We start from the raw sequence: 26,255 nt of genomic DNA, 5'->3' as shown, positions 1-26,255 counted from the left end.
GAAGTAAAGTTTAAAAGTATTACGTAAAAATACAGCTTTTATAGTTTTAACAAAACCGGGGAGGCTGCTGTGCAAATTATCATCTATAATGTTTGCAATTACTATATCATGTTTTCAACTTTGTAAAAATGAAATAAAGCTATGAACGCAGATACGCTGAACAAAGACCTGATTGCCATCTTAGAAAAGAAGAGTGAGCTGAACAAGCTGGACTATAACGACGCACGCTACGACGATATGGAAGAGGCGCTGCACGATATGGAAGATGACTTTAACGAAACGTACGGCGATTACCTGGAAGATGTGCTGGAAGATGTGCACGGTAAAATTAAATCGGATGCCGACATCTTGTTGCCAACTGCTTACATAGCCAGCTCACTGGACGGTAAAGAACTGGAAGAAGGCGAAGAGAGCGAAGGTGTTTGGGTAGAATCGGATAAGTTTCCGGGTGTAGAGATGCGTTTGGTGCTGGTAGCCAACCCGCCACGCGTACTGCTTATCCTCTCTGACCAGGAGCGCGTACTCTGGACTGCTGAATAGAAGGATAAACTGTAGATTTTTATAGTTGCCGCACTTGCCAAGGCTAAAAGCTGAGGTGGGTGCGGCAATTTTTTTATAGTTGGGTTTTGATGTGGTTTACTTATATTGGGGTAAGTAAATATAGGTAAGTGTTGGTTAAAGAATAATTTCCCTACAGCTATAGTACAGATATGCGTATGTTTTCGTTTATCCGCTAGTTAGCACATAAAGAAATGACAGAGAGAATAGAAAACAGTTTATCAAATCCCTGGGCATTCGATAATGCTGATGAGCAGATGTTTTCTCCTAATAAGCAGAATCGGATTGAGTATGGTGAGTTGATAGAACTTGCAATGGGAAGTCCTTTAGCAGGGGAATGCTACTGGTATGATAGCAACAATAGAAGACATAAGATAAGCAGCTTGTGTGGCGGTCCACCAATATGGAATCCTGAAGGAACTATGGTAGCTATACCTGTATGGAGAAGAACATTATTTAAAGGCACAATTCAGCAACTCTCAGTACTTGACGTGTTGAAAAGTGAGTGGACGCTGTACAAAAGGACTTTGCGAGTACTTGACCTAAGAAGTTTTCGAAATGAAATCATTAGCGGTTACGACAGCCCAATATATGCCACTACTTCATTGCACTTCGATCTTAACAGGGAAGAAGTAGAGAAAAGAAGGAAAATCTAAAACTTCATTTGCCAACACAATGCATGCTCAACCTTCGCTAACGCTTCAAGCTCCGCATGCACGCGGCCCGTTGTATCCTATAAACCAACAAAAATGAAAAACATACTCGCTCTTTTGATCGCTATACTGCTGGTAGGTTGCCAAACCGATTCCACACTTGCGCCGTCAAAATTTAAAACCATCATGATAAAATCGGTTGGTGAAGTGGAAACGCTGCCTGATGTAGCAACTTTTCATATCAACCTGAATTGTTTGCAGAAATCTGTTAAAGCTTCGAAGCAATGCCTGGTTGACAAATCCAACGAACTGAACAGCAAACTTCTTTCCTTCGGAATCAAGAAGGACGATATCCTGACAACTTCTGTAAACATGAATAAAAGTTATACCTGGAGAAATAATTCGCAGGTATTTGATGGCTACAACAGTTCAACCACCATTCATGTCACGCTCCGGGATATAAACAAACTGGACCAGATTTATACGGAGCTGCTAGAGAACAGGAACCTGGATTTAAGTGGATTAGCTTATTCTCATTCCAAACTCGACAGCCTAAAAAATGAAGCCTATGTAAGTGCCTTAAAAAAGGCGAACACGCTGGCTGATAAATTATTAGTTGAATTACCGGCTTCTGAAAAAGAGATACTGAAGATCGGAAATGTTGAGATTTCAGCATCAATGCCCGAATCGAACCAACAGAGAGAGCAGGATGGATATGCAGTAGCTGAAGTGGCAGCCCAAAACAGATCTATAGCTATAAGTAAAGGCACTGTACTAGTAAATGCTACCTTATTTGTAGAGTATCAGATAAAGTAAATATCGTGTCAAACTACAGTTATAAATACTAACCTATTTCTATAGTTTCTAACCCTATACCCATGAAACAACTTTTACTCATCGTATCTATTTTCTTTTTCTCCTTCACTTTTGTATCCAATAACAGTGTAGAAAGGCTGTCAGTAAAAGGACCACTGAAGTTTAACAAAACTAAGTTTGAACTGGCCTGGACAGATAAGCCCAGCGATATTTACTACATACAGGAATACCTGCCAAAAGGAGAGAAGCTTGCAAGTTTTAACCAGATGCTGACCATCCATGTGCTGGATACAGACATAGCTGCTGAGGAGGCTGTGGCCCTGAAAGTGCAGGAGCTGAAGAAACGGAAGCAAACCGATGAGCTTTGCAATTACCAGGTAAATGAAAGTCCGGACGGCAAAGAGTTTATAGTTGACTTTATTGTAAGCGAAAACAAAAACGATAAAGTAACTATAGCCGAATTTAATGTCTACCGCTACAAACAAATAGAAACCGGAGCAGGCAAGAAAGCTATTCTGGTGTATGCCTATTCCAACAGAAGCTACGGTGATGCCGTTATCCCATTCCTGAAGAACCTGAAAACCGACAGGACCAACTATATGAACGAGATGATCGCTACTGAGCTTCCTGCTATTACTTTAAAAAAGTAGTCAACTATAAAGTAACTTACTGCTCCTATAGACCAACCTGTTAGATTGCCCTTTCATGAAACAACTTTTACTTTTAGCACTTCCCTTTTTCGCCTCCTTCACCGCATTTGCCCAGATCAACCTGGAAGATTCTACAGTGCAGGTAATTGGTTACTGGGACAAAAACGAAACACAGACTTACATCATCACCAACGAGAAATACCGGGTTTCTGGCACAGATACGACCCAGCGCGAGTTCGTTACCTACGAAGTTGATATAACTATAACAGACTCCACTGCTAACTCCTATACGATAGAATGGCTTTACCGAAACATCAACCCAGGTACTGATAATCCGTTTGCACGAAAGCTGGCTGGAATTTCAGAGAATATGAAAGTGATCATTAAGACAAATGAAATGGGCGCTTTCAAGGAGGTTGTGAACTGGAAAGAAATACGCGACGAGATCAAAAAAACGACTGGGTTACTTCGCAAGGAGTTTAAACATATTCCCCAGATAGATGAAGTAGTAGCTAAAGTTGAGAGCATGTTTTCTACCAAGGAGGCTATACAGGCGCAGGCGATAAAAGATGTACAGCAATTTTATACCTATCACGGTGGTAACTATGCACTTGGCGAAGAAGTTAACGGAAACCTGCCCATAACAAACCTGCTGGGAGGTAAGCCTTTTAACTCCGAAGTTACTATTCTGCTTGACGAGATAAACGCGGAAGATAATAATGCCATTCTCAGGATGTGGCAAACGATTGATTCTAAAGAGCTGACAGATGTTACCTATGCGTTTCTGAAGCAAAATGCTGTTAAAGCAGGAACCCCTTTTCCTGCCCGTGATAAGTTTCCAACACTGCAGAACAATACCACTACAGATGCCCGCATTCACGGTTCTGGTTGGATCATTTTTAGCCGGGAAACCAAAGAAGTTACAACCGAAGGAGCTTTAGCTTTCGAAGAACGAATTATTGAGATCAAATAAGTGTTAAGCTGTAATTAGTATGCTGTTGATTCAGTGTGCCTTATCAGTATTTATCCGTATATTGATTTAAGTTTGGTGCTTAGTTAAACTATAGGCAGATAAAATACGAACTAAACAATTCCGCAAAACAAAAATAATTTATATGAAGATCACATCGCAGATAGCAGTAGCAGCTTTATTCTTTGGATTGATGAGTTGCTCTGATTCCGCTAAAACGGAAAACACTACAGCTACATCACCGGCTGCAACAGCTCCTGCTACCACACCAAACCAGGCTGCAACGCCGGCAACCACAGTTGGTTTAAATCCGCCACACGGCGAGCCAAACCACCGTTGCGATATTGAAGTTGGCGCTCCGCTGGATTCGCCTCCAAAACCGAACCTGACTGCACCAACTTCGGTGCCCGCCTTTACGCCTTCAACCAGTTCACAAACGGTAGCACCGGGTACTAACCCGCCTCACGGTCAGCCGGGCCACGATTGCGGAATTCCTGTTGGGGCACCATTAACCCAGAAATAAGCATAGCTGGTAACTATAAAACCGGCACAACTATAAATGCAAAACGGGCAGCTGAAATCTTCAGCTGCCCGTTTTTTTTATGATCAAACTATAGTTTAGTAACCTAATTTCTGGCGCACACGCTGCAAAACAGGTGTAGCAATAGCCTTCGCTTTTTCGGCACCTTCCCGGAGTTTTTTGTCCAGTTCAGGCAGGTTGTTCATGTAGTAGTTAAACAGCTCGCGCTCTTTGCTGTATTTGCTGATGATGGTTTCGTAAAGCGCCTGCTTGGCATGGCCGTAACCGTAACCACCGGTTATATAATTCTGACGCATGGTTTCCACATCTTCAGGTGATGCCAGTAAGCGGTATAGCGCAAAAGTGGTATCGTCGTCCGGATTCTTTGGCTCTTCCAGTGGCGTACTGTCTGTTACAATGCTCATAATAGTTTTGCGCAGTGGCTTGTCTGCCTCAAAAATATCGATGATGTTGCCGTACGATTTGCTCATTTTCTCGCCGTTTATGCCTGGTATGGTCATAATGGCATCGTCGGTTTTGGCTTCCGGTAGTACAAAGGTTTCGCCGTAAATGTGGTTAAACGAGCTGGCAATGTCGCGTGTAATCTCCAGGTGCTGTATCTGGTCTTTTCCTACGGGTACAAAATTGGCATCGTACATCAAAATGTCTGCAGCCATCAGCACAGGGTACGTAAACAAACCGGCATTTACATCAGCAAGGCCGCGTCGGCTCGATTTGTCCTTAAAAGAGTGTGCATTGGCCAGCATCGGGAAAGGAGCAAAGCAGTTCAGGTACCAGCTTAATTCGGTTACCATCGGCACATCCGACTGGCGGTAAAGTATATGCCTGTCCGTATCTAAGCCCATGGCCAGCCAGGCTGCTGCTACAGAGTAAGTGTTGTGTTTTAAAACTTCCGCATCACGAATGGTTGTAAGCGAATGCAGGTCAGCTATAAAATATAAAGCTTCTTGATCTGATATTTTAGAGAACTCAATTGCAGGGCAAATAGCGCCTAGTAAGTTGCCAAGGTGTGGTCGGCCAGTGCTTTGGATTCCGGTAAGGTATCGTGCCATAATAGAGAATTGCGTTAAAGCTGCAAATTAATCTAAATAGCCGAAAATGCCCATTAAAAATGCAGTAACACAACTATAGTTTAAAGCTGTAACTATAGTTAACGCCGTTACAAACTATAGCTAAGCTTGTATTGCCTGGGGCACCCGCCTCTTTTGTTTGCGCAACGAGTTAAGGTTTGACAGCACTATAGCAGAAAGAATTAGCAACACGCCAAACCACTGCACTGTAACAACCTGTTCCTGCAATACAATACTGGACATCATGACAGCAACCGGAAGCTCTGCAGAGCTTAGTATAGCGCTCAACCCAAGACCAATCTTCGGGATGCCATAGGAAAAGAAAAGCGGAGGTATTACTGTACCGAAAACCGACAGCACAAGTCCCCATTTAAACAGTCCGTTTAGTAAGGCTCCGTTTACCAGGAAAACCGGCGGGAAGATGGTAAAAACAAGAATGCAGGCACCAGTTAACAGGAGCGCACTTTTAGTGGCAGGGTGTAACGAGTTGCCAGCAGCACCATTTATCATTAAAAAGAAAGTATAGCAAAGGGCAGCCAGTAAGCCAAAACCAACACCGGCCAAACTGATATCCTGGAAAGAACCGGAGAAAAGATTGCCGGCAAAACAGGTGCCCAGCAAAATCATTGCTACTGTGCCAACCTGTAGTAAGGTCGGTAATTTGCGTTTTATGATGGAGTCTAGGAGTAAGCTCATCCAGGTAAATTGCATGAGCAAAAGAATGGCGATAGAGGCCGGTACCGTTTGCACGCATTTATAGTAAAAAATGCTAACCAAACCTGTGGTGGTACCCATGGCAATAAGCTGGAGGGATTCCTTAAGCGATGCACTGTTGCCACGGCCATTAAACAGCCTGCGCAACAGCACGATCACCCAAAGAATAATCAACCCAAAAAATACCTGAGTGCCAGTTACATCACCCAAGGTAAAGCCTTCGCTATATGCTAATTTTACGAACGTCGAAAGTATACCGAAACTGCATGCGCCGAGCAGCACAAAAGCTATTCCTCTGAACATGGAAGTGCCTTTTAAAAGAGTAAACAAAAATTTAACTAGAGATAGGGCGGAAGTGCCCCAAAGCGGGTAAGCCGGGTACTCTTACAGGTCGTGCAGAACGTAGCCTGTGATAAATATTTGTGTATGTGCTAAATGTGCAGTCATTATTTTTAATCGGGGTGCAAACATACCCCAAGTTTTTTTAGAATCAAAAAATAGTTAATAATTTATCCTGTGTTATAGCTTAACACCTGTAGGGTGCTATTTGTTTTTGAGCGCTGTGTATAGTTTTTCGTACGTTGGAGTGGGTATATTCAGCTGCTTGCCAAGCTTCACCACATAGCCGGTTAGGGAATCAACTTCTGCATTTTTACCTTTCTGATAATCGGTATGCATAGAGGAAGTAGTTTCGTAAGGCAGCTTTGCCATCCTTTCTTTTATGGCATTGGTACTATTCTCCGGAAACACAATGCCTTTCGCGTTGGCAACCTGTTTAAGCTCCGACAGCAGGGAATGGAGCAGATCCATGTTTTCCGTTTTAGCCAGTATACCACCAATGCTGGTGTTCAGGTAAGAAGTGAGCGTAGCTATAGTTGAAATGAACAGATATTTCTCCCAGATAGTTTGCTGTATGTTTTGAGATAAAGTTGCTTTGATACCGGCATCTGTAAATAGCTGCAGCGCGGATTCGAGCCTGGCTTCTGTACCATTCGTTGAGCCAAAGAATAAAGCATTTACATCGCCGGTTACAGTGACCAACCCTGGTTCGGTGAGCCTGGAAACAATATAAACGCAGCCTTCCCATACTTCGTTCTCCGGATAAACTGTCTTGATTCGTTCGTAGCTGTCGATGCCGTTTAGCAGCGGAAGTATAACTGTTTGTTTGCCGATGCAGGGTTTTAGTTGGGTTATGCTCTGCTCCAGGTCATAGCTTTTTGTGCAGCAGATAAGTAAGTCTGCTTCCCCAATTTGAGTAGGATCAGAGGTTACAAGTTTAGGTGTAGCCGTAAAAGTTGAGCCCGGAGTTTTTATTTTCAGACCTTGTTGCCTGATGGTACTTTCGTTTTCGCCACGTGCAATAAAGTATACTTCCACCTCATCTGAGTTCTGGTAATAGCTAGCTAAAAGGCCTCCAAAATATCCACCAACACCACCAATACCTGCTATCGCAATCTTTATCATTCTTGCTTTAATTTATAGTTTAAAACTAGGTTTCGCTTTCTACAGCGGCATTTTCAATCAGTACATCCGCATTATGGTGCCCCAGATAGCTATCAATCAGGTAATGAGCCAGGTATAAAACGGGGGTAAGAAGTATAGCAATGCAGAATTTGTAGATATAGTTGATTGCCGCTACAGAAAGCACGAGCTCCATAGACCAGTTGCCGAATAAATAGAAAGCAACGAACAGCACTACCAGGCTATCAATCAGCTGCGATACCAATGTTGACCCTGTAGCGCGGAGCCAGATTTTTTTGCTGCCCGTGTACTTGCGCAACCAATGGAACACCGAGGCATCGAGCAACTGCGAAATTAAAAAAGCTACTACCGAACCGATGATAATGCCCAGGCCCTGGCGGTAAATTGAGTTGAAAGCAAAGTCAATATTAAAAGGATTGCCCTGCGGATCGGTACTGTTGAGCTCTACCCAGAATTTTGCCGGCGGCAGACCGGTAACTATAGTTATTACCAGAAAGGCATATAGTATCAGTAAAACTGTCAGAATGCTTACTTTTTTAACGCCCTGTTTGCCGAAATATTCATTTATGATATCGGTAGTAACGAACACAACCGGCCAGATAATAACACCGGCTGTCAGGTTAAAATCGAGTTTGCTGCCCAGTATGTTTAACTGCGCACCGGGCAAACCCAGCAGTGCTTCGCCCGAAAAAATCTTTACACCAATAAGCTCCGCCAGCAGCGCGTTTGCCAGAAAAATGCCGCTCAGTACAAGAAAGAGGGTTGTTTTTTTCTTCTCCAGGGTTGTAGCAGTGGTGGGCATAGGTCAGGTCTATAGTTGGTGCAGGTTAATGGGGTAGTAAATTTAAGCTTAATAGCTGCTTAAACAAACCAGCATAACTAATGTTGCCGGGTTGAAGGGGAATTATAACTATAGTTTAGAGAAGACTAGCGATGCTGCTCCTGCACACTGAAAATACTCCCTTCAATAGCGAGGTCAGTATTCGGAAAAATTTCCCGGGCTTCGGTTAGCAGGGGGGTAAGGTCTTTGTAGCGCACCGAAAAGTGCCCTAAGAGCAAATGCCGGACTTCTGCCGCTGCGGCCATCCGGGCAGCTTGTTTGGCTGTACTATGGAATGTATGCTTCGCGCGCTCCTCCATGTCGCTCAGGAAAGTAGCTTCGTGGTAAAGCAGGTCTATATGGTGGAGGTAAGGCAGCAGATCTGGTTTATAACGGCTATCGGAGCAGAAGGCATAGCTTCGGCTGTGTTTTGGCTCCAGGGTAACGTCTTTGTTTGCCAGCAGCAGGTTGCCCTGTTCATCGTTTATGTCTTCTCCCCATTTAAGGCGCACCAGTTGTGGTGGTGTAAGGTAAGGCGGCAGCTTCTCTTTTATGAGTGGGCGTGCTTTAGGTTTCTCCCTGAAAATAAAGCCGCACGTTGGCACCCGGTGCTCCATCGGAATGGTGTGTACCGTCAGTTGCTTGTCTTCGAATATCTTTTTGTAGCACGTCGTATCCAGCTCATTAAAAATGAGCTTATAGTTCAGGTTGGTACCCGAGTAGCGGAACTGCAGACTTAAGATATCGGAGAGGCCGGGAGGGCCAAAAAGATGAAGAGGGGATTGCCTGCCCTGCAGGTGCATGGTAGATAATAAGCCTGCCAGCCCAAAGTAATGGTCGCCATGCAGGTGGCTTATGTAGATATTGCAAATGCGCTGATGCTTTATTTTGTATTGCATCAGCTGCATTTGCGTACCTTCTCCGCAATCAATCAGGTGCAGTTGGTTACCAATGGTAAGTACCTGTGCGGTATTATGTCTGTTTGCCGAAGGTGTGGCCGACGAACTACCCAATATTCTGAGTTCGAAATCCACGTCCGGCGGCTAAACTTAGTCTTCCTTGTTAGTCAGGTCCTGCTCAATTTCGTGCAGAAACACACGGTCAATAGCTTCTTCTACAGTAGGCAGAATGTTTAAAACCGACTCCAGTTTAGAGATAGAGATCAGCTTCATTACGTGATCCTGCAGGCTGGTAAGAATAAGCAAACCGTTTGATGAGTTGCATAGTCTGTTAGCGATCAGGATAGAGCTTAGTCCGGATGAATCAGTGTATTTTACGTTGTTCAGGTCTAGAATCAGGTTGGTGATCCCTTCAGCGTTCAGCTTCACAAACTCAGACTTAAGGTCCGGAGCAATTGAAGTATCCAGCTTTTTCTCGTCTATTGTGATTATAGTATAGTTCTCTTTCTTATCAATCGTGTACTTCATAGGTCTGCCAGTAAAGGATTCAAATGCGAATGTACCAAAATATACATTAAAAAATCTAATCTTTTGCGCTAAAAATGTTTTGTTCCACGCTGCCTTGTATGCGCTCAAGAGCATTATGGTAATCACTTTTTACAAACGAATGGCCCGTAAATACTTCAAATAGCTCTATATAGCGTTTCGAGATATTATCAACCACTTCGTCAGTCATTTCCGGAATTATTTGTCCGTCCTGCCCCTGAAATCCATTTTCTATGAGCCACTGCCTTACAAACTCTTTCGAGAGCTGCTTCTGTGGTTCACCATGCTTTTGTCGGTTACTATAGCCTTCACTATAGAAATAGCGCGACGAGTCTGGCGTATGGATTTCATCAATAAGAAATATCTGGTCGTTTTGTTTACCAAATTCATATTTGGTATCTACCAGTATCAGTCCTCTTTGTGCGGCAAGTTCGGTACCACGTGCAAAAAGTGCCTGCGTATATTTCTCTAATTTAAGATAATCCTGCTCATTTACAATGCCTTTTGCTAAAATTTCCTCCCGCGATATATCCTCATCATGGCCTTCGTCGGCTTTAGTGGTAGGCGTAATAATCGGTTCAGGAAGTTTGTCGTTCTCGCGAAGGCCATCTGGTAATGCTACACCGCAAAGTATGCGTTTGCCTGCTTTGTATTCGCGCCACGCATGGCCTGCCAGGTACCCGCGTATCACCATCTCTACCTTAAATGGCTCGCAGCGCACCCCAATCGTTACATTAGGGTCCGGCGACGAAATTACCCAGTTCGGAACAATATCGGAAGTAGCTTTCAGGTTGATGCTGGCGATCTGGTTCAGTACCTGCCCTTTGTAGGGGATGGCACGTGGCAGTACCACATCAAAAGCAGAGATCCGGTCGGTGGCAACTATAGCCAGCCTGTCGTTAAAATAATAAACGTCGCGAACTTTGCCCCTGTAAAAACCGGTCTGGCCGGTGAAGGAGAAGTTAGTTTCTTTAATGGCCTCCATTAGTGCGTTTGGTTTATCGGAGAGCAAAGTTAGCTTTATTTTCAGAGGGCAAAAATTTTTATAGCTGTACTTCCTGAGGAGTAACAGCAAACTTTATGAGTTACGGTTAAATAATCCTGGGCTAGTATACTCACAGATATAGTGAAAGTTTTATATTTTAAAACCTATAGTTTGTATTATTTAATGTATTTGAAACTTTTTATACATTGGCCTTCGGCAAGGCAGCCGGCATGTGGTGTGCAATGTTACGCACCATGCCCCTGAAAATAATAAAATGGAAAGGCAGCATGGCGTACCAGTACAGTCTGCCCAGCAGCCCGTCTGGCCGGAAGGCGGCCAGTTGCTCCAAGTAGGCACCATCCGGTTTACGAACTATCCTGAATTGCAGCCAGGCTTCACCGGGTACTTTCATTTCAGCATATAGCAGCAGGCGCTGCTTTTCACGATCTGCTACCAGTACGCGCCAGAAATCTATCGTATCGCCGGCCCTGATCTCTGTCGGGTGACGGCGGCCTCTTTTAAGACCAACGCCCCCAGCCATTTTATCAAGCAAGCCACGTATCTCCCACAGAAAATCAGTTTTATACCAACCCCGGTTGCCGCCTATGCTCCAGACGTTTTCCAGAACTATAGCCGCGTCCTGCTCAATTTTAACAAGCTGTTTATCAGTAAGTAAGCCGTGTTCCGGGATTTGTACAAAATCCATATAATTAAGCCGCATCGTGCCACTTACCAAAGCATCTTTCCAGCTCGATATGACCATGTTCTGCTCTATTTTAGCATAAGCCAGCCGGATGGCTTCTTCGTAGTTTAAATTCTGATGGGAAATAAGTTGTTTGATGCGGTCGTCCTGAACTATCGTGTCGTTCCGCAGACTCTCTACCAGGCTGCGTGCAATGGAAAAACTGGTACTGGTAACAAAATAAAGCCAGTATGACGACAGCCTGGGAGTAAGAACCGGCACTGTAAAAATAAAGCGTTTCAGGTGGCGCACCTTTGCCAGTTTCTCCAGCATTTGCTTGTAGGTCAGCACATCGGGCCCGCCAATTTCCAGGCGCTGGTCGTAACAGGCAGGGTTGCCCAGAGCATTTGTGAGGTAAAAAATAACATCCCGGATGGCAATTGGCTGGCAGCGGGAATTGAGCCAGCGCGGAGTAATCATCACAGGTAATTTCTCAACCAGGTCACGGATGATTTCAAAAGATGCACTACCGGAACCGATGATGATGGATGCGCGAAGTACGGTTAAATGAGCCTTTGCCTTGTCCAGAATATCTTCAACATGACGCCTGGAGGAAAGGTGCTTTGATAAATGTGTGGTATTGGAAAGGCCGCTCAGGTAAATGATCTGTTTGGTATTGGTACTGTCCAGATAAGTGACAAAATTTTCAGCTGATATCTGTTCTGCTTTTTCAAAGTCGCTGCCGTGGCCGCCCATAGAGTGCACTAAGTAATAGGTCGCGTCTATATCTTTGGGTAAAGCATCAAGTGTTTCAGGTTGCAGCAGGTCGCCTTTAATAATTTGTACTTTATCCTTAAGAGTGTCCTGCAGTTCGAAACGCCTTGGGTCGCGCACCATGCATACCACCTCATGCTGCTGCTCCACGAGAACGGGTAAAATCCGCCTGCCGATATAGCCGTTTGCGCCTGTTAAAAGTATCTTCATATAGGTTGTTTTAGTAGTGTGCGCTAACATAGCAACAGCAAACTATAGGCTATGTTCAGTTAGTTTTATAGTTTGAATTTGAAAATAAACTTCCGTTTATAGTTCGATTCTAAATTAACTTTTTATGATGTAAGTTTAAGGTAATCAGTGTGTAAAAAGCCGGATCTGGAAAATTATTTAAAAAATATTCATCTATAATTTTGTTTTTTGAGTAAAGGTAGTCTAAGTTTGCATCATCAAGTCAATGATCCCTGGCGGTTATTGATTTATAAAGAAGCGTGGAGAGACAGGCTCTGTGAAGCGCTAGCAACCTAACCCCTATGGTTAAGGTGCTAATTCCTGAATCCGGAAGACCCGGATGACTATAAATTGATAAGAACATGAAAAAGGGAATTAAGCTAACACTACTTCATTTTGTATTTTATCCGGTAGCCCAACTACCCGGACTCTCTCATTTATTTGCCTTCAGGCTCATGCGAATGCAGACCTGTTGTTGCTGCTGCTAATCTTTTAGCTTCCTGAACCATTTGTGCCCCGCAGGCTTCTGCAGGTTTATACCTGTAGCCTCACTGCTATAACCGCACATCCTTTTGCTTTCCGCAACTCAACTCATTTTATACTTTTTAAACAGAAAAATCATGTCTAATACACATCGTTTCGAAACACTACAACTACACGCAGGCCAGGAAATTGATCCAACCACACGCTCACGCGCCGTTCCAATCTACCAGACATCTTCCTACGCTTTTAAGGATGCAGCGCATGGCGCCAACCTGTTTGCCCTGAAGGAGTTCGGTAACATTTACACCCGTATCCAGAACCCGACCACCGATGTATTTGAGAAGCGAGTTGCTGCCCTTGAAGGGGGCGTAGCGGCAGTAGCGGTGTCATCAGGGCAGGCCGCACAGTTTATTGCGCTAACCAACATTCTGCAGGCCGGCGATAATTTTGTTTCCAGCAGCTTTCTGTATGGCGGTACTTTTAACCAGTTCAAGGTTTCATTTAAGCGCCTGGGCATAGAGGCCCGCTTTGCTGACAGCGATGATGCGGCGAGCTTTGAAAAACTGATTGACGAAAACACCAAAGCCATTTACCTGGAAACCATCGGCAACCCGCGCTTTAACATACCGGACTTTGAAACTATAGCTGCACTGGCTCAGAAACATGACCTGCCGCTGGTGGTGGATAATACCTTCGGGGCTGGTGGTTACCTGTTCAGGCCACTGGAGCATGGCGCCAATGTGGTGGTGGAGTCTGCTACCAAATGGATTGGCGGGCACGGCACCAGCATCGGAGGTGTGATTGTAGATGGCGGTAATTTTAACTGGGGCAACGGCAAATTTCCACAGTTCTCAGAACCATCGGAAGGCTACCACGGGCTTAACTTCTGGGAGGTTTTCGGGGCAGACGGACCGTTTGGCAATATCGCTTTCGCTATCAGAGCGAGGGTAGAAGGTTTGCGTGATTTTGGTCCTGCTATTTCCCCGTTCAACTCCTTCCTGTTGCTGCAAGGCCTGGAAACACTTTCGCTGAGAGTAGAACGAACCGTGCAGAACGCACAGGCAATTGCCGAGTGGCTGGAGCAGCATGAGCTGGTGGAAAGTGTGAACTACCCGGGCCTGGAATCAAGTAAATACCATGAACTGGCAAAGAAATACCTGAAACGCGGTTTTGGCGGCGTACTTTCCTTTAAACTGAAAGGCGATAAAGAACAGGCCGAAACTTTTGTAAATAATTTAAAACTGGTAAGCCACCTGGCCAACGTTGGCGATGCGAAAACGCTGATCATTCACCCGGCATCTACCACGCACCAGCAACTATCAGATGCTGAACAATTAGGCGCAGGCGTAGAGCCAACCTTATTGCGTGTGTCGCTCGGCATCGAACATATTGACGATATAAAAGCAGATTTCGAACTGGCTTTTGCAGCTGTTAAAAAGGCGGTTGAAGAGTCTGTGCTTAATTAAAAAACGATACCCTTTCGCTGGCGCGGGTTTGTAACCCGAGACTTTAACTACAAACGCTCTTTCGGACATCTGTGTCTGAAAGCTATCTGCCGGGGATTTCCGAATCCCCATGTTACAAATAACGCGGACTATGAAGTCCGCAGCAGGTTAAGTTCCGGACAAGGATGTCCGGAACAGCAAGAGTTTACACAGGCGAGATGCCCACGCTATAGTTGGGCACGAGTTACAAACTCGCGCCAGCAACGCATAAAAAATAATTTCCATGTCCACACAACAGCATACATTTCATTATCAGCAGGAGTTTAGCCTGGAGTCGGGGTTAACGTTACCCGGTTTCCAGCTTGCTTATACTACCTACGGCCAGTTAAACCAAAAGCGCGACAACGTGATATGGGTATGCCATGCCCTGACCGGCAGTTCTGATTTTACCGACTGGTGGAGCGGCTTGTTCGGCGAGGGCAAACTATACGACCCTGAAGACTGGTTTATAGTTTGCGCTAACACGCTGGGCGGCTGTTATGGTTCTACTGGTCCGCTTTCGGTTAACCCAAACACGCTGCAGCCTTATTTTCATAGTTTTCCGCAGCTTACAAACCGCGATATAGTGGGGGCTTTTGACCTGTTGCGGCAGGAACTGGGTTTGCAGCAGGTACATACGCTGATAGGTGGATCGCTGGGTGGACAACAGGCATTGGAATGGACGCTTCAGAAACCGGACGTGTTTGAAAGGTTGGTACATGTAGCATCTAACGCGCGCCATTCAGCCTGGGGAATTGCCTTTAACGAAAGCCAGCGCATGGCCATTCGCCAGGACCCGACCTGGGCCAATGATAGTGAAACAGCAGGCCAGCAGGGGTTAAAAACGGCAAGGGCCATCGCTATGCTTTCGTACCGGCATTACAACAGTTATGAACTAACGCAACAGGAACCGGGCAACAGCATCACCGACAACTACAGAGCTGCCAGTTACCAGGTTTACCAGGGCGAGAAACTTGCCGTGCGCTTTAATTCTTACACCTACTGGCTGCTTTCCAAAGCCATGGACTCGCATAACATTGGCCGAAACAGGGGCGGTGTAGAGAAAGCCTTACATCATCTGAAGGCAAAAACGCTTTTTGTGGGCGTCGATACCGATTTGCTTTTCCCGGTGGAAGAGCAGCAATTTCTGCATGAACAGGTGCCAGGTTCTGAATTCGCTTTGCTGCAATCCAACTATGGCCACGACGGGTTTTTGGTGGAAACTGATCAACTGACCAAAGCGATCCGAAAATTTTATCAAACTGAAACTATAAACGAACGATATTATGAGCAACATACAGTCTAATAGCAGGATTGGCATATTTGGCTTTGGGTGCGTAGGGCAGGGACTTTACGATGTGCTGCAAACGATAGAACAGGCAGGTATAGAAGTGGCCGGTATTTGCGTGAAAGATAAAGAAAAGCCACGTAGTTTGCCTGCATCCACTTTTACCTATAACCCGCAGGATTTATTGCAGGATGAAAGCATCACGATATTTGCCGAACTGATCAGCGATGCAGACGAAGCTTATAGTATCGTGACGCAGGCGTTGAAAGCGGGTAAAACGATCGTTTCGGCAAACAAAAAAATGCTGGCCTCGCACCTTCCGGAGCTGATTGAACTACAGCACAACTATAACGGTACACTTTTATACGAAGCTGCAGTAGGCGGCAGCATCCCCATCATCCGGACACTGGAAAGCTACTATAGTTCGGAGCCATTGCAGCAGGTAAGCGGTATCCTCAACGGGTCTTCTAACTTTATCCTTTCTAAAATGGAGTCGGAAGGATTGAGCTATAGTTTAGCGCTGCAACAGGCCCAGGAACTGGGCTTTGCCGAAACGGACCCTACGTTAGATGTAGGTGGTTTTGACTCGGTAAACAAATTGTGCCTGATAACGGCTCATGCCTTTGGGCTAACTATAACGCCAGAACAGATCCTGCGTTTCGGCATTGATACCGTGCGGAAAGAAGACCTGGAGTTTGCTAAAACTATAAATGCGCGGGTCAGGTTAGTTGCTTCGGCAGAGGTTAACCCGGAGGATGAACTGAGCCTTCGCGTACTGCCAACACTGGTTACAGATCAGAAGGAGCTATACCATGTTACGAACGAAACCAACGGTGTAACTATAGACCCGGTTTTTGCAGGACAGCAGTTTATAAAAGGCCTCGGAGCGGGCAGCCGCCCGACAGGTTCAGCCGTCTGGGCCGATGTTTCGGCAGCACTCTCGGGCTACCGGTATTCGTACCCTAAAACAGCAGTTAAAACCATAGCATTAAATCAGGATAAGAAAATTGACATTTACCTGCGTTGCCCTGCAGACAGCTCTTTGCCGGAAGCAAATTGGGAAAACCTTGTAAAGGTTCAGGAAACGGGAGAGGCAATATATTTTACGGCTATTTTACCTGTTAGCGAGTTGCAAAATATCAGTTCCTATCTGGCAGGTAAACAAATATTTATAGCTGAGATTACGGCCGAACAGGCTATGGATATTGCACTGAAATTTAGCGAGAATGAGGCAGTGGTTTACAGCTGATTTGTAAGGTTTTAGGGATAATAATATTTGCTGCAATCATTGGGATAAGTTTATTGTATTATATAAAGAGGTCTGGCTTGGAATAGTATTAAAATAGTGGAACAGGAGCATGGCTATTACTTGTAACTATACGTACAACAAGGATATACTTTGACCTGAAAAACTATGACTATGAAAACTATTCTACCCTTGCTTATACTAATATTTACTGTTTTCGGCCTTGCAGGATGCAAGCAGGATAACGTTTCTCCGATACGGAATGTACGCTTCGATCCGAAGCTCCTGAACCCTATGAAAATAGCAGACCCCTGCATAAACTATAGTTACAGTGCGGGCGCAGAACTCAGGAGCCTCGGAACTATAAACACAAGCCAGGTTATAGTTGCGTTTAACAATGAGCTGACACAGACACAACGCGATCAGGTGATCGGAAAATACGGGTTTATAACAGGGGTGCTCAGCCAGCGTGCCGGCCAATCCGGTATGATGTTTACCTTGAATTTAACTGACGGACTGAATTGCGCACAGACAGAACAGGCTATACGCGAACTGAAAAAAGATAATGCCATTAAGTATGCAGGTCCATCTTTTATAGTTGACGGAAACCAGGCAGTTGGCCTCAGCAACGAAGTAATGGTTAAAGCGGATGCCAGCGGAATAGCTGCTCTGAAAGACCTGGCAGCCAACTATAACGCTGAACTGATTGGACCTCTGGGAGCAGATTCGTATATGCTGCGGGTAACAAAAGGATCAAAAGGCAATGCGCTGGAATTAACTGAATTGCTGAAAGGCCGGAAAGGAATCTCGCATGCGACCCCTGATTTTATTCTTGCGCTATAGTTACAGATTAATCAAATGCAAAAGGTCCGCCTCCAAACTATGGGGGCGGACCTTTTTTATGATCTATAGTTTAGCCGCAACTATAGATAAATTGCCTCAGCTTTCTCGCGCAGGTTATAGCCAGATGCCATCACCTCGCCATACGCACCAGCAGTTCTGATAGCTACCAGGTCGCCGCGGTTGGTTTCGGGTAGCATAACAGCTTTTCCAAAACAGTCGCTCGACTCGCAAATAGGGCCAACCACATCGTAACGTTCTTCGGCTTTGTCGCTTGTCAGGTTCTCTATTTTGTGGTAAGACTGGTACAGCGCAGGGCGGATCAGTTCGGTCATACCGGCATCAAGTATGGCAAAATTGGTAGTAATGCCTTTTTTGATGTACAGTACTTTAGAGATCAACGTACCGCATTGCGCCACCAGCGAACGGCCCAATTCGAAATGGACTTCCTGGCCTGGGCGTACTTCCAGGAACTGGTTGAACAGACCGAAATAAGCTTCAAAATCGGGCACCAGGTTTGCGTCCGGGTTATAGTAATCTACCCCAAGTCCGCCACCCACGTTAATATGCTGCAGGCTAATGTTGCGTGATACAAACCACTCCTGGAACTCGTTAACGCGCGTGCAAAGGTTCTTGAAAACGGTAAGGTCTGTTATCTGTGACCCAATGTGAAAGTGAATACCGATCAACGCGATGTTTGGTAACGTTTTCAGCAGATCCAGTACGCTTTCCAGTTCCCAGGCATTTATCCCGAATTTGTTTTCCTCCAGTCCCGTTGTAATGTACTTGTGCGTATTGGCGTTCACATTTGGGTTGATGCGCAGCGCTATACGGGCAGTTTTGCCTTTAGCTGCAGCCAGTTCGTTCAGTATTTCCAGTTCATGCTTCGACTCGCAGTTAAAGCAGAAAATGTCCTGGTCCAGGGCATAGTTTATCTCGGCATCGGACTTGCCAACGCCTGCAAAAACTACGTTCTCTGGTTTAAACCCGCTCTCAATAGCTCGTTTCACTTCATTGCCGCTTACGCAATCGGCTCCAAAGCCGGCATGCAGCATTTCGGCAAGTACGGGTGCGTTTGCGTTTGCTTTTAAGGCGTAATGTACGTGGTAATTGAATTTTGCTGCCTCAGTGCCGGCACTTTTCAGTGTTTGGCGAAGGAGGTCTAAATTGTATGCGTAAAAAGGAGTAGCATGCTGCTGCAGCTCCTGTAAATGTTGTTTCAGCATGGTCGCGTTCCTTAAAAGATCCCCTCGTTCAGTTTGGTTAGCGCTTCTACTTTATCAGTGGTATTAATCAGAAGGCTGATGTTGTTTTTGCTGCCTCCGTAAGAGATCATGCGCAGTGGTATATCTTTTAGCGAATCGAAAATACGAAGACCTGACCCGCTCTTTTCGGCTATAAAATCACCTACTACACAAATGATGGTCTGGTTCTCGTCTACTTCTACCTGGCCCACTTCCTTCAGCTCAGCTACGATTTCGTTCAGAAACTTATTGTTGTCAATCGTTATAGAAACAGCCACTTCCGAAGTCGTGATCATATCAATAGGAGTCTTGTAGCGTTCAAACACTTCGAACACGCTACGCAGGAAACCATAGGCCAGCAACATTCTGCCTGATTTAATTTTGATAGCTGTAATGCCCTCTTTCGCAGCCACTGCCTTAATGCCTCCACCCGAGGTTTCGCCGTGAATAAGTGTGCCTTTTGCTTCAGGCTGCATGGTGTTTAGCAGGCGAACCGGTATGTTTTTCTGTTTGGCTGGCAATACGCTGCTCGGGTGCAGGATTTTAGCGCCAAAGTAAGCCAGCTCAGCCGCCTCGTCGAAAGATAATTCCGCAATAGGATAGGTGTTCTTTACGATGCGCGGGTCGTTGTTGTGCATGCCGTCAATGTCCGTCCAGATCTGTATCTCATCAGCATCAACAGCAGCTCCAATAAGCGAAGCAGAGTAATCAGAACCGCCACGCTTCAGATTATCTATTTCCCCGAAAGCATTGCGGCAGATATAGCCCTGTGTAATGAAAAGCTTTGTGTCCGGATACTTCTTCAGTTCCGTCCTGATGTTCCTGGCGATGTAAGCAGCGTCAGGCTCTTCGTTCTCATCTATTTTCATGAAGTTAAGTGCCGGCAACAGTACAGACGGAATGCCCTGCTCTTCCAGGAAAAACTGGAATAAAGCCGTTGAAAGCAATTCGCCCTGCGCCAGTATAGCACGCTCTTCATGTATAGTGAACAGGTCCTGGGTATATGCCCTGATGTTATCAAAATGATGAGCTATCAGTTCGTTTGCCTGCTGTTTCTTTTCGGGAGTGGTGTAGAGCACTTCTACAACCTGTTTATAGTTATCATGCAGCGCATCAATCAGCGCATTCGCGTCTTCGTTCTTGTTCTGGTACAGCGTTTCAGCTATTTGCACCAGCTTGTTCGTAGTGCCCGACATAGCAGACAGCACCACAATTTTTGGTTCGCCGTTGTAGATCAGGTCCGCAACGTTCTTCATTCTTTCAGCAGACCCTACCGAGGTGCCACCGAACTTTAATACTTTCATTTAAAAGCTTGCGTGTAAAATTGTATTTTCAGGTAGCTACAAAATTATGAAAAACTATGCAGGTTTTAAGTATAGACGAGGTCACAATTAAATAAAAAGGCCGGCTTTAGAGGCCGGCCTTTCTGATGATAGTATAGTGGTTAGGTCTACTTTTTCAACACTTTAGCAGATACGTCGGAGCTGTTACCTGTTATTCTGATAATGTAAACGCCACTTGCCAGTTGATGCGTATCCAGTTCGAAACTGTTTATTCCTTTTTCGAGGGCAGTTTTTATAGTTTGCAACCGGCGGCCCTGCAGGTTATAAAGTATAAGTGTTGCATCTGGCTCACTGGCCGGCACCGTTATAGTTACAGACAGCTTATTTGAGAACGGGTTTGGGTATGCCTCTAAAATAGTATTGGCTGTGAGTGCATTATTTTTAACGCTGATGATCTTGCTGTATTTGTGTGTACCGTCAAAGTCCACCTGCTTTAACCTATAGTAGCTAACTTCCGGAAGTGGTTTGGTGTCAGTAAAGCTGTACCGTATTTTGCGGCTGCTGGTGCCGTTTCCGGCTACCATACCTATTTTGCTGAACAGTTTTCCGTCTTCGCTGCGCTCGATCTCAAACCTGTCGTTATCCAGTTCCGATGCCGTTATCCACTGTAATACAACACCTTTTATGTCGGTGGTAGCGGTAAACGAAACAAGTTCAACTGGCAGAGGGGTGATATCAATTGGGCGTATGCTCGAACTATAGAATCTTAAGGCAAGTGGTATATCCGTAGTTCTGTTAACATTGTCTGTTACCCTGATCACGAAGTTATAGTTGTTGCTGGCCAGGCTTAATCTATCAGAAACCGAAAGTGCTCCAGTCGTTGTATTTAGCTTTATACCGGGTGGTAACGAGCCCTTGCCTGCTACAAGCTGGGCAGACTGTATTCCCTCCGGATCCGTTACGGTGCCTATTATTTCATCGTTCACATAATCCGGAATAGGTTTATTGCCTGCCAAGCTATATTCTGCAAAGCAGTTAACAGTAACAGTAACCTCATCAGAAGTTGCGCCGGAGCAACCAGATGTAACTGTCCATCGGAATGTGTAGCTTCCCGATACCAGCCCGGTTATAGTTGAGTTATATGCAGCAGGAGATGTTATGGTTGGGTTTGAAGCTAATGCTGGTTTAGCAACAACAGTCCAAAGCCCTGTACCTGGTGCAGGATTGCTGCCTGCTAGCGTATACGTGCTTCCACAAGTGGTGGCATCATCGCCTGCAGAAACTGTGTTAGTGCCATCTGTTGCAGTTATGCTTACAGTGTTGGTCATTTTTAGGTCCGTGCATGTTCCGCTACTAACTGTTACATAAAAGTCCTTAATGCCGGCTGTTGCAAATAAATTATTGTTTAGGGCAGTAACTATCGTATTGCCGTTTCCAGTAAAAGAGCTACCGATCTGGACTGCAGTTGTCGGGCTGGTTTGCTGGAAAATTTTGTAGGTATAGGTGTTTTCAGTAGCAACACTAATGGTAACACCAGCAGCAGAACCAGCACAAACTATAGTTTTATTGGCAGTTACAGCTCTGTTTACATCCGGACCTCCACTTATAGTTATAGTTTTAAGAATCGTATTCTCAGCTACACAGCCAGATGTTGTGCCTGTTATCACAACACCATAAGTAGTTGTTTTAGATACTATAACCTGCGGAAATGAGATATTGCCATTAGCAATTGGTATTATTGGCGCTCCGATCTTATCCTTTGTGCTGTTGTTAATGATAAGTTGATATGAATAGCCTGTTTGAGCAGCAACAACGGTTATAGTAGTGCTAATATTTGCACAGGAAGATGATTCAGGACTGGCCGTAACGGTAAAGTCTTTTGGTACAGCAGGGTATAGGTCTACAGTTAATGGGCTGCCGACAGCACTCTGGCAATTTGCTCCAACTTTAATGGTTTGTACCTGTAACTTAGTGCCACTTATAGTTATCGGATCTGACTGTAACGTAATGGCTCTACCGGTGCCAAGCACAGAAGGCCCGAACTGGGTATAGGTACTCCCATCAACTTTGTATATATTATAAATTACGCCCGCCTCGGTAGTAGATAGATTAATATAAGCTGGCGTACCCGGGCAAATTGGATTTGCTGTAAGTGTAGTGGTGGAACTGGATGTTATAGGATTACAGGCTACCGTCACTAAAGCTGATGGAGCACTCTCGCAGATGGCACTGGTATTGGCTTTGGCTGTTACGGTTAGCTTTGCGCCTGCAAATAACTCAAAAGGAGATATATTGGAGAATATAAAATTATTGCTTGCTACAGTAGCGTAAATTTTGTTTCCGTCTTTATCAACGTATGGAGCTCCGTTTATATATAAAGTAATGACAGAGCCATTAGTTATACCTGTCGCGTTTCCAGTTACAGAAGTGCTGCCTTCGTAGATAGTAGTACCCGTTGATGTGCCGGTTATTAGTAAACCTGTATTGCTGGGAATAGAATTTATAGTAACACCTGTAGATGGGGCACTTACGCTTTTATTTGGAGCAGTAGCCGTTGCCGTTATTGTGCCATAGGATTGGCCTGTTATAGTTGATGACCAGCTTCCATAAGCATTTACTGTTGTCTGGCCAACTTCAGCTCCATTCACAAACACTTTTATAGTTGTTCCGGCAGCCTCAGTTGATGTTCCGTTGACATTTGTAGTTAAACCACAATAAGTACCTCTTATAGTTGGGGAAGAAGAGATAACTGTTGCTACGTAGGAGACTGATTTAGTTGACGTTGTATTGCATGGAGTTGTAATTAATGTTCTGGCGTAAAATTCTTCTCCGTGATTTACTGTTTGATTATAAACAAATGTCCATGCATAGGAACCGTTTGTCGCCGTAGAAGACGAAGATGTTCTTCCGATTTCTAAACCATTTTTATAGATGATTATTGTTGCATTTGAGATTGTTGATGTACCGGTTAATGTAAGATTTGTCTGGGTTAATGTACCCTGTGTAAGGGTTGGAGTTGGAGCTGTCGATGTTGAGCCGTTACCTGTGCCTCCTGTGGCACAGATTTGATTTGAGGGCAATGATTCACAATTACTTGAGTTCTGAGGAGTAAAAGTGGAATAATAAGTTCCTGAAGTTATAGACTGGCCAGATTTGGCGAATTCTAGTGTCCAGGTAACATTTGTGGTAAAGGAGCCTGAGGCGACTACTGTTGGGGGATTAGGAGAGTTATCCAGGTAAATATTTATTGTGCCGGGCTCAGTTGTCTGCCCTGTAAAGCCTTTATTACCACTAATAATACTCATTATTGGTGGAGTTACATTGCAGAATGTCTTCGCTTGAACTATAGCCGTATTCGAAGCGGGAGACAAACTTTTATCCGTAGGTTTTACAGTTGCTGTTATTACATCATTTACTGCAAGAGTAACTGTACCTAAACTCAAAGACCAGTACCCGTTGCTGCCCACAGTTGTAGTACCAAGCTGTATTCCGTTTTTATAAACAGTAATAACTGAACCTGGCGCCTCCCCTGATGACCCTGATATGGAAGTGCTGTTAGCATAAATTGGGCTGTTAACTTTTGGCGCTGAGGCCGTAACTGCTGTAAAACCCGTATCCTTAATATCTGTCGGAGTAGAAATAGGAGTATTGGTGATGATCGATTTCCAGATGTCAACTATAGGAGTGCCTGAGTAAGCGTTATCATCAACGCCCCCTAAATCCGACGCAACGCCAAAAATGCCGCTCTTGGCGCTGGTTACGGTTACACCGGTCATTCGTAGGGGAGTAGAATCGGTAATGCCGCCGGCAAATGCGGATATGGGAGCATAAAAATCGTAAAAGTAATCTGCGTCACCGCCGCCTGTTGACCCCGCTATTGCTTTCTGAGAATACTGATCGACGGAACCGCTAAAAATTAAGGTACCGTTTGGATCGCTTCTATAGTCATAGACCCGTACATCAAAATTAGTTGCAAGCAGTACTTCAAACTCAAAACCGGGGTTAATACCTGTACCCGTTAACGTATTGTTTGTATCTATAAGAATACTGTAGCCTTTTGAAGCAGTAGACTGACCCGCCAGCCTAACCCGGAACAGGAAATTTTTGCCATCATAATACGATGCCATCGGGGACCCAACCAATTTGCCGTTTGCATATACTTTTGGAGCGAAGTCTGTGTGGCCATAGCTGCCCCCGGTTTTAAGGTCAGCCAAAGGTTCGTCCATAAAAACCGGAAACGGACGATACGGGATCTCACTGTATTCAGGTCCTTCATCTAACCTGTTTCCGCCCACAAGCTGAAAACCTAAATTGGTTTTTGATACATAGCCATCGCCGTTAGGGTCCAGAACCTTATTGCCTCCGTTTGTCGCGATCTTATAAATAAGACCAGGAGTTTGGGCATTAGCATACGAAGTAATAAATATAAAGCAAAGCAGTAACAGACTGCTTAACGAAGCGTCACGTAAAGTTTTATTCATTTTGGCTAAAAGGAATTGAAAACTAAGGTTTTAACAGTTTTATTTTGTGTGAGGAGCGGAGTAAACAGAAGCAGATACTAAGCATACAATCAACTAGAAATTGTATCAATTTTATAAAAGCACTGTATTTTTAAAAACTATAGTTATATGCAATTATTAATATCATCCTAAATGGAGGTGCAAATATGGCAAAAAAGAATTCTTAATTGAAAGAATGAGTATGTATTTTTCAAGAATATGTTAGGTGGTATACCCTTGATTATCAGGTATGATAGGGGAATAATTATAAACAGGTAGTAATGCTAGAACTGTCTTAAAACTATAGAAGTTGCGTTTCCACCAAAACCAGCAGCATTTATAAGTACGCGGCCATAGTTAGGAGCCAATGCGGAAGGTTGAATAATTATAGGATAGTTGAAAAGAGAAAGCTGCTGATTATTTAAAATAAACATACCATACTGCAAACTTAATGCGCCGGATGCACCCAGTGTATGACCGATCAGGTGTTTATTTGTGGTGATAGGCGGTGTAGTTCTCTCAAAAACATTCTGGATAGCAAGTAGTTCTGCCGCATCACCAGCTATAGTTCCTGGCGAATGGGTGATGATCAGGTCTACTCGTTGGTCATGGTCAGTCAGCTGGTTTAGTGCATGGCGCATACTTTGCTGAAAGTTCAGACCTTCGGCTGAGATTCCTGTCTTGCTTTTGATCGGCTCAAAACCAAGGCCGATAGCTTCTACAACTATAGAGCCTGGCTGCAGGTCGGTTTCAGGAACCAGTTCCAGGGCAAATACAGCGGCACCCTCGCCCAGCACAAACGTGTTTTGCTTGGCAGTGGCGTAAGGCTGGCAGGGGAAAGGCTGGTCGTATAGTTTAGAGTAAATGCCCACAGCTTTCATCTGGGCGATGGTGAAATCGGTAAGCGGGGCTTCGGTGCCGCCGGCAAGAAAGCGTTTGGCCATGCCCGCTTTTAACCAGGCTGTAGCATTGGCCACGGCCATTAATGCGGTACTGCAGGTTATGGAATGACTTATTTGCACGCCACCAGCATTTACGGCATGCGCCACCCAGCTCGATAAGTTACCCAGTGTAGTAGTAGGAGAGGAGCCTGAAGTTAATTTATCCTGCTGAAAATTGGTGAAATGCTGCTCCAGTAACCCAGTTGCCCCGCGCGATGACCCGATATTAACGCCCAGGTCGTGATCTGCAGCATTATGTTGTAACCAACCTGCCTGCTCTGCGGCCTGCCGTGCGGCATATACTGCCATTAAAACCGACCGATCAAGGTGTTTATAGTTGGGGTTGGTTTGCAGCAGCGCCTGTAGTTGCTGTTCGGTGGTATCGGGTAAGGCAGCAACCGGAGTGGGTTTTTCCTGATGAACTATAGTTTTGAAAGCAGGTTTGCCGGAACTATAGCCTTGTGCTATAGTTTGCGCATCGTGGCCCAACGGAGAAATAGCGCCGCAGCCTTTGATTACAATATGTTGCTTTTCTGCCTTCAAACCTTTGCAAAAGTGG

At 44.9% G+C, this 26,255-nt stretch carries 22 protein-coding genes and 1 riboswitch; of the genes, 10 read left to right on the top strand and 12 right to left on the bottom strand.

Annotated features, from left to right (window positions below):
* Nucleotides 1-141 precede the first annotated feature (141 nt).
* The 6 genes from GSQ66_RS08515 to GSQ66_RS08490 all read left to right on the top strand — a co-directional run bounded on the left by GSQ66_RS08515 (nt 142) and on the right by GSQ66_RS08490 (nt 4,170).
* A complete protein-coding gene (locus GSQ66_RS08515) occupies nt 142-540 on the top strand; it encodes a hypothetical protein (RefSeq protein ID WP_162427084.1) in 399 nt (132 codons plus the stop codon).
* Between the two features lie 212 nt (nt 541-752).
* On the top strand, nt 753-1,214 hold the full coding sequence (locus tag GSQ66_RS08510) for a hypothetical protein (protein ID WP_162427083.1): 462 nt from the start codon (nt 753-755) through the stop codon (nt 1,212-1,214).
* Between the two features lie 93 nt (nt 1,215-1,307).
* Nucleotides 1,308-2,027, top strand: coding sequence for an SIMPL domain-containing protein (locus tag GSQ66_RS08505; RefSeq protein ID WP_162427082.1), 720 nt, complete (start codon nt 1,308-1,310; stop codon nt 2,025-2,027).
* Nucleotides 2,028-2,089: 62 nt separating this feature from the next.
* Nucleotides 2,090-2,677, top strand: coding sequence for a hypothetical protein (locus GSQ66_RS08500; protein ID WP_162427081.1), 588 nt, complete (start codon nt 2,090-2,092; stop codon nt 2,675-2,677).
* A gap of 55 nt (nt 2,678-2,732) precedes the next feature.
* On the top strand, nt 2,733-3,650 hold the full coding sequence (locus GSQ66_RS08495; protein WP_162427080.1) for a hypothetical protein: 918 nt from the start codon (nt 2,733-2,735) through the stop codon (nt 3,648-3,650).
* A gap of 142 nt (nt 3,651-3,792) precedes the next feature.
* Nucleotides 3,793-4,170, top strand: a complete 378-nt coding sequence (locus GSQ66_RS08490; protein WP_162427079.1) for a hypothetical protein — start codon at nt 3,793-3,795, stop codon at nt 4,168-4,170.
* Between the two features lie 95 nt (nt 4,171-4,265).
* Here GSQ66_RS08490 and trpS read toward each other — a convergent pair whose 3' ends face one another.
* The 8 genes from trpS to GSQ66_RS08450 all read right to left on the bottom strand — a co-directional run bounded on the left by trpS (nt 4,266) and on the right by GSQ66_RS08450 (nt 12,370).
* Nucleotides 4,266-5,240: a tryptophan--tRNA ligase gene (gene trpS, locus GSQ66_RS08485; RefSeq protein WP_162427078.1), complete on the bottom strand. Its 975-nt coding sequence runs from the start codon at nt 5,238-5,240 to the stop codon at nt 4,266-4,268.
* Between the two features lie 120 nt (nt 5,241-5,360).
* On the bottom strand, nt 5,361-6,275 hold the full coding sequence (locus GSQ66_RS08480) for an EamA family transporter (RefSeq protein ID WP_162427077.1): 915 nt from the start codon (nt 6,273-6,275) through the stop codon (nt 5,361-5,363).
* Between the two features lie 240 nt (nt 6,276-6,515).
* The gene (locus tag GSQ66_RS08475; RefSeq protein ID WP_162427076.1) at nt 6,516-7,436 is read right to left on the bottom strand and encodes a ketopantoate reductase family protein; all 921 of its coding nucleotides are present in this window, start codon (nt 7,434-7,436) and stop codon (nt 6,516-6,518) included.
* 25 nt (nt 7,437-7,461) lie between these two features.
* Nucleotides 7,462-8,256, bottom strand: a complete 795-nt coding sequence (locus GSQ66_RS08470; RefSeq protein ID WP_162427075.1) for a queuosine precursor transporter — start codon at nt 8,254-8,256, stop codon at nt 7,462-7,464.
* A gap of 125 nt (nt 8,257-8,381) precedes the next feature.
* Complete coding sequence (locus tag GSQ66_RS08465) at nt 8,382-9,308, bottom strand: ribonuclease Z (RefSeq protein WP_162427074.1); 927 nt, start codon at nt 9,306-9,308, stop codon at nt 8,382-8,384.
* Nucleotides 9,309-9,323: 15 nt separating this feature from the next.
* Nucleotides 9,324-9,701 carry an STAS domain-containing protein gene (locus GSQ66_RS08460; RefSeq protein ID WP_162346346.1) on the bottom strand — a complete coding sequence of 126 codons (378 nt, stop codon included), beginning with the start codon at nt 9,699-9,701 and terminating at the stop codon, nt 9,324-9,326.
* Nucleotides 9,702-9,756: 55 nt separating this feature from the next.
* Nucleotides 9,757-10,704, bottom strand: a complete 948-nt coding sequence (locus GSQ66_RS08455; protein ID WP_162427073.1) for a phosphoribosylaminoimidazolesuccinocarboxamide synthase — start codon at nt 10,702-10,704, stop codon at nt 9,757-9,759.
* A gap of 199 nt (nt 10,705-10,903) precedes the next feature.
* Nucleotides 10,904-12,370 (bottom strand): SDR family oxidoreductase, encoded by a 1,467-nt coding sequence (locus GSQ66_RS08450; protein ID WP_162427072.1) that lies wholly within the window; start codon nt 12,368-12,370, stop codon nt 10,904-10,906.
* Nucleotides 12,371-12,633: 263 nt separating this feature from the next.
* A riboswitch (SAM riboswitch) is annotated at nt 12,634-12,741 on the top strand.
* Between the two features lie 267 nt (nt 12,742-13,008).
* On the opposite strand from GSQ66_RS08450, the gene GSQ66_RS08445 reads away from it, so the two are divergent.
* From GSQ66_RS08445 to GSQ66_RS08430, 4 genes are all read left to right on the top strand, one after another.
* Nucleotides 13,009-14,337 carry an O-acetylhomoserine aminocarboxypropyltransferase/cysteine synthase family protein gene (locus GSQ66_RS08445; protein ID WP_162427071.1) on the top strand — a complete coding sequence of 443 codons (1,329 nt, stop codon included), beginning with the start codon at nt 13,009-13,011 and terminating at the stop codon, nt 14,335-14,337.
* A gap of 262 nt (nt 14,338-14,599) precedes the next feature.
* A complete protein-coding gene (metX, locus tag GSQ66_RS08440; protein WP_162427070.1) occupies nt 14,600-15,661 on the top strand; it encodes a homoserine O-acetyltransferase MetX in 1,062 nt (353 codons plus the stop codon).
* On the top strand, nt 15,642-16,892 hold the full coding sequence (locus GSQ66_RS08435; protein ID WP_162427069.1) for a homoserine dehydrogenase: 1,251 nt from the start codon (nt 15,642-15,644) through the stop codon (nt 16,890-16,892). Before metX ends, GSQ66_RS08435 begins: the two co-directional genes overlap by 20 nt.
* 171 nt (nt 16,893-17,063) lie before the next feature.
* The gene (locus tag GSQ66_RS08430) at nt 17,064-17,732 is read left to right on the top strand and encodes a hypothetical protein (protein WP_162427068.1); all 669 of its coding nucleotides are present in this window, start codon (nt 17,064-17,066) and stop codon (nt 17,730-17,732) included.
* A gap of 80 nt (nt 17,733-17,812) precedes the next feature.
* On the opposite strand, the gene lysA is transcribed toward GSQ66_RS08430, so the two are convergent.
* The 4 genes from lysA to GSQ66_RS08410 form a co-directional block, all read right to left on the bottom strand.
* The gene (lysA, locus tag GSQ66_RS08425; RefSeq protein WP_162427067.1) at nt 17,813-18,955 is read right to left on the bottom strand and encodes a diaminopimelate decarboxylase; all 1,143 of its coding nucleotides are present in this window, start codon (nt 18,953-18,955) and stop codon (nt 17,813-17,815) included.
* 11 nt (nt 18,956-18,966) lie between these two features.
* Entirely contained in the window at nt 18,967-20,277 is a 1,311-nt protein-coding gene (locus GSQ66_RS08420; protein ID WP_162427066.1) for an aspartate kinase, read from the bottom strand.
* Between the two features lie 146 nt (nt 20,278-20,423).
* Nucleotides 20,424-24,737 (bottom strand): T9SS type A sorting domain-containing protein, encoded by a 4,314-nt coding sequence (locus GSQ66_RS08415; protein ID WP_162427065.1) that lies wholly within the window; start codon nt 24,735-24,737, stop codon nt 20,424-20,426.
* Nucleotides 24,738-25,039: 302 nt separating this feature from the next.
* On the bottom strand, nt 25,040-26,239 hold the full coding sequence (locus GSQ66_RS08410) for a beta-ketoacyl synthase N-terminal-like domain-containing protein (RefSeq protein WP_162427064.1): 1,200 nt from the start codon (nt 26,237-26,239) through the stop codon (nt 25,040-25,042).
* Nucleotides 26,240-26,255: the final 16 nt, after the last annotated feature.

This window comes from Pontibacter pudoricolor (genome assembly GCF_010092985.1).
GTDB classification, from domain to species: Bacteria; Bacteroidota; Bacteroidia; order Cytophagales; family Hymenobacteraceae; genus Pontibacter; species Pontibacter pudoricolor.
The sequence above is the reverse complement of the archived record's forward strand: the minus strand, read 5'-3'. Positions and strand labels throughout refer to the sequence as shown.

Bases quoted from the DNA above. Each gene is read 5' to 3' on its own strand.
- GSQ66_RS08460 (WP_162346346.1), bottom strand. From the start codon at position 9,701: ATGAAGTACACGATTGATAAGAAAGAGAACTATACTATAATCACAATA.
- GSQ66_RS08510 (WP_162427083.1), top strand. From the start codon at position 753: ATGACAGAGAGAATAGAAAACAGTTTATCAAATCCCTGGGCATTCGAT.
- GSQ66_RS08495 (WP_162427080.1), top strand. From the start codon at position 2,733: ATGAAACAACTTTTACTTTTAGCACTTCCCTTTTTCGCCTCCTTCACC.
- GSQ66_RS08470 (WP_162427075.1), bottom strand. From the start codon at position 8,256: ATGCCCACCACTGCTACAACCCTGGAGAAGAAAAAAACAACCCTCTTT.
- GSQ66_RS08500 (WP_162427081.1), top strand. From the start codon at position 2,090: ATGAAACAACTTTTACTCATCGTATCTATTTTCTTTTTCTCCTTCACT.
- lysA (WP_162427067.1), bottom strand. From the start codon at position 18,955: ATGCTGAAACAACATTTACAGGAGCTGCAGCAGCATGCTACTCCTTTT.
- GSQ66_RS08430 (WP_162427068.1), top strand. From the start codon at position 17,064: ATGAAAACTATTCTACCCTTGCTTATACTAATATTTACTGTTTTCGGC.
- GSQ66_RS08475 (WP_162427076.1), bottom strand. From the start codon at position 7,436: ATGATAAAGATTGCGATAGCAGGTATTGGTGGTGTTGGTGGATATTTT.
- GSQ66_RS08515 (WP_162427084.1), top strand. From the start codon at position 142: ATGAACGCAGATACGCTGAACAAAGACCTGATTGCCATCTTAGAAAAG.
- GSQ66_RS08455 (WP_162427073.1), bottom strand. From the start codon at position 10,704: ATGGAGGCCATTAAAGAAACTAACTTCTCCTTCACCGGCCAGACCGGT.
- GSQ66_RS08420 (WP_162427066.1), bottom strand. From the start codon at position 20,277: ATGAAAGTATTAAAGTTCGGTGGCACCTCGGTAGGGTCTGCTGAAAGA.
- GSQ66_RS08480 (WP_162427077.1), bottom strand. From the start codon at position 6,275: ATGTTCAGAGGAATAGCTTTTGTGCTGCTCGGCGCATGCAGTTTCGGT.
- GSQ66_RS08450 (WP_162427072.1), bottom strand. From the start codon at position 12,370: ATGAAGATACTTTTAACAGGCGCAAACGGCTATATCGGCAGGCGGATT.
- GSQ66_RS08435 (WP_162427069.1), top strand. From the start codon at position 15,642: ATGAGCAACATACAGTCTAATAGCAGGATTGGCATATTTGGCTTTGGG.
- GSQ66_RS08445 (WP_162427071.1), top strand. From the start codon at position 13,009: ATGTCTAATACACATCGTTTCGAAACACTACAACTACACGCAGGCCAG.
- metX (WP_162427070.1), top strand. From the start codon at position 14,600: ATGTCCACACAACAGCATACATTTCATTATCAGCAGGAGTTTAGCCTG.
- GSQ66_RS08415 (WP_162427065.1), bottom strand. From the start codon at position 24,737: ATGAATAAAACTTTACGTGACGCTTCGTTAAGCAGTCTGTTACTGCTT.
- GSQ66_RS08490 (WP_162427079.1), top strand. From the start codon at position 3,793: ATGAAGATCACATCGCAGATAGCAGTAGCAGCTTTATTCTTTGGATTG.
- trpS (WP_162427078.1), bottom strand. From the start codon at position 5,240: ATGGCACGATACCTTACCGGAATCCAAAGCACTGGCCGACCACACCTT.
- GSQ66_RS08505 (WP_162427082.1), top strand. From the start codon at position 1,308: ATGAAAAACATACTCGCTCTTTTGATCGCTATACTGCTGGTAGGTTGC.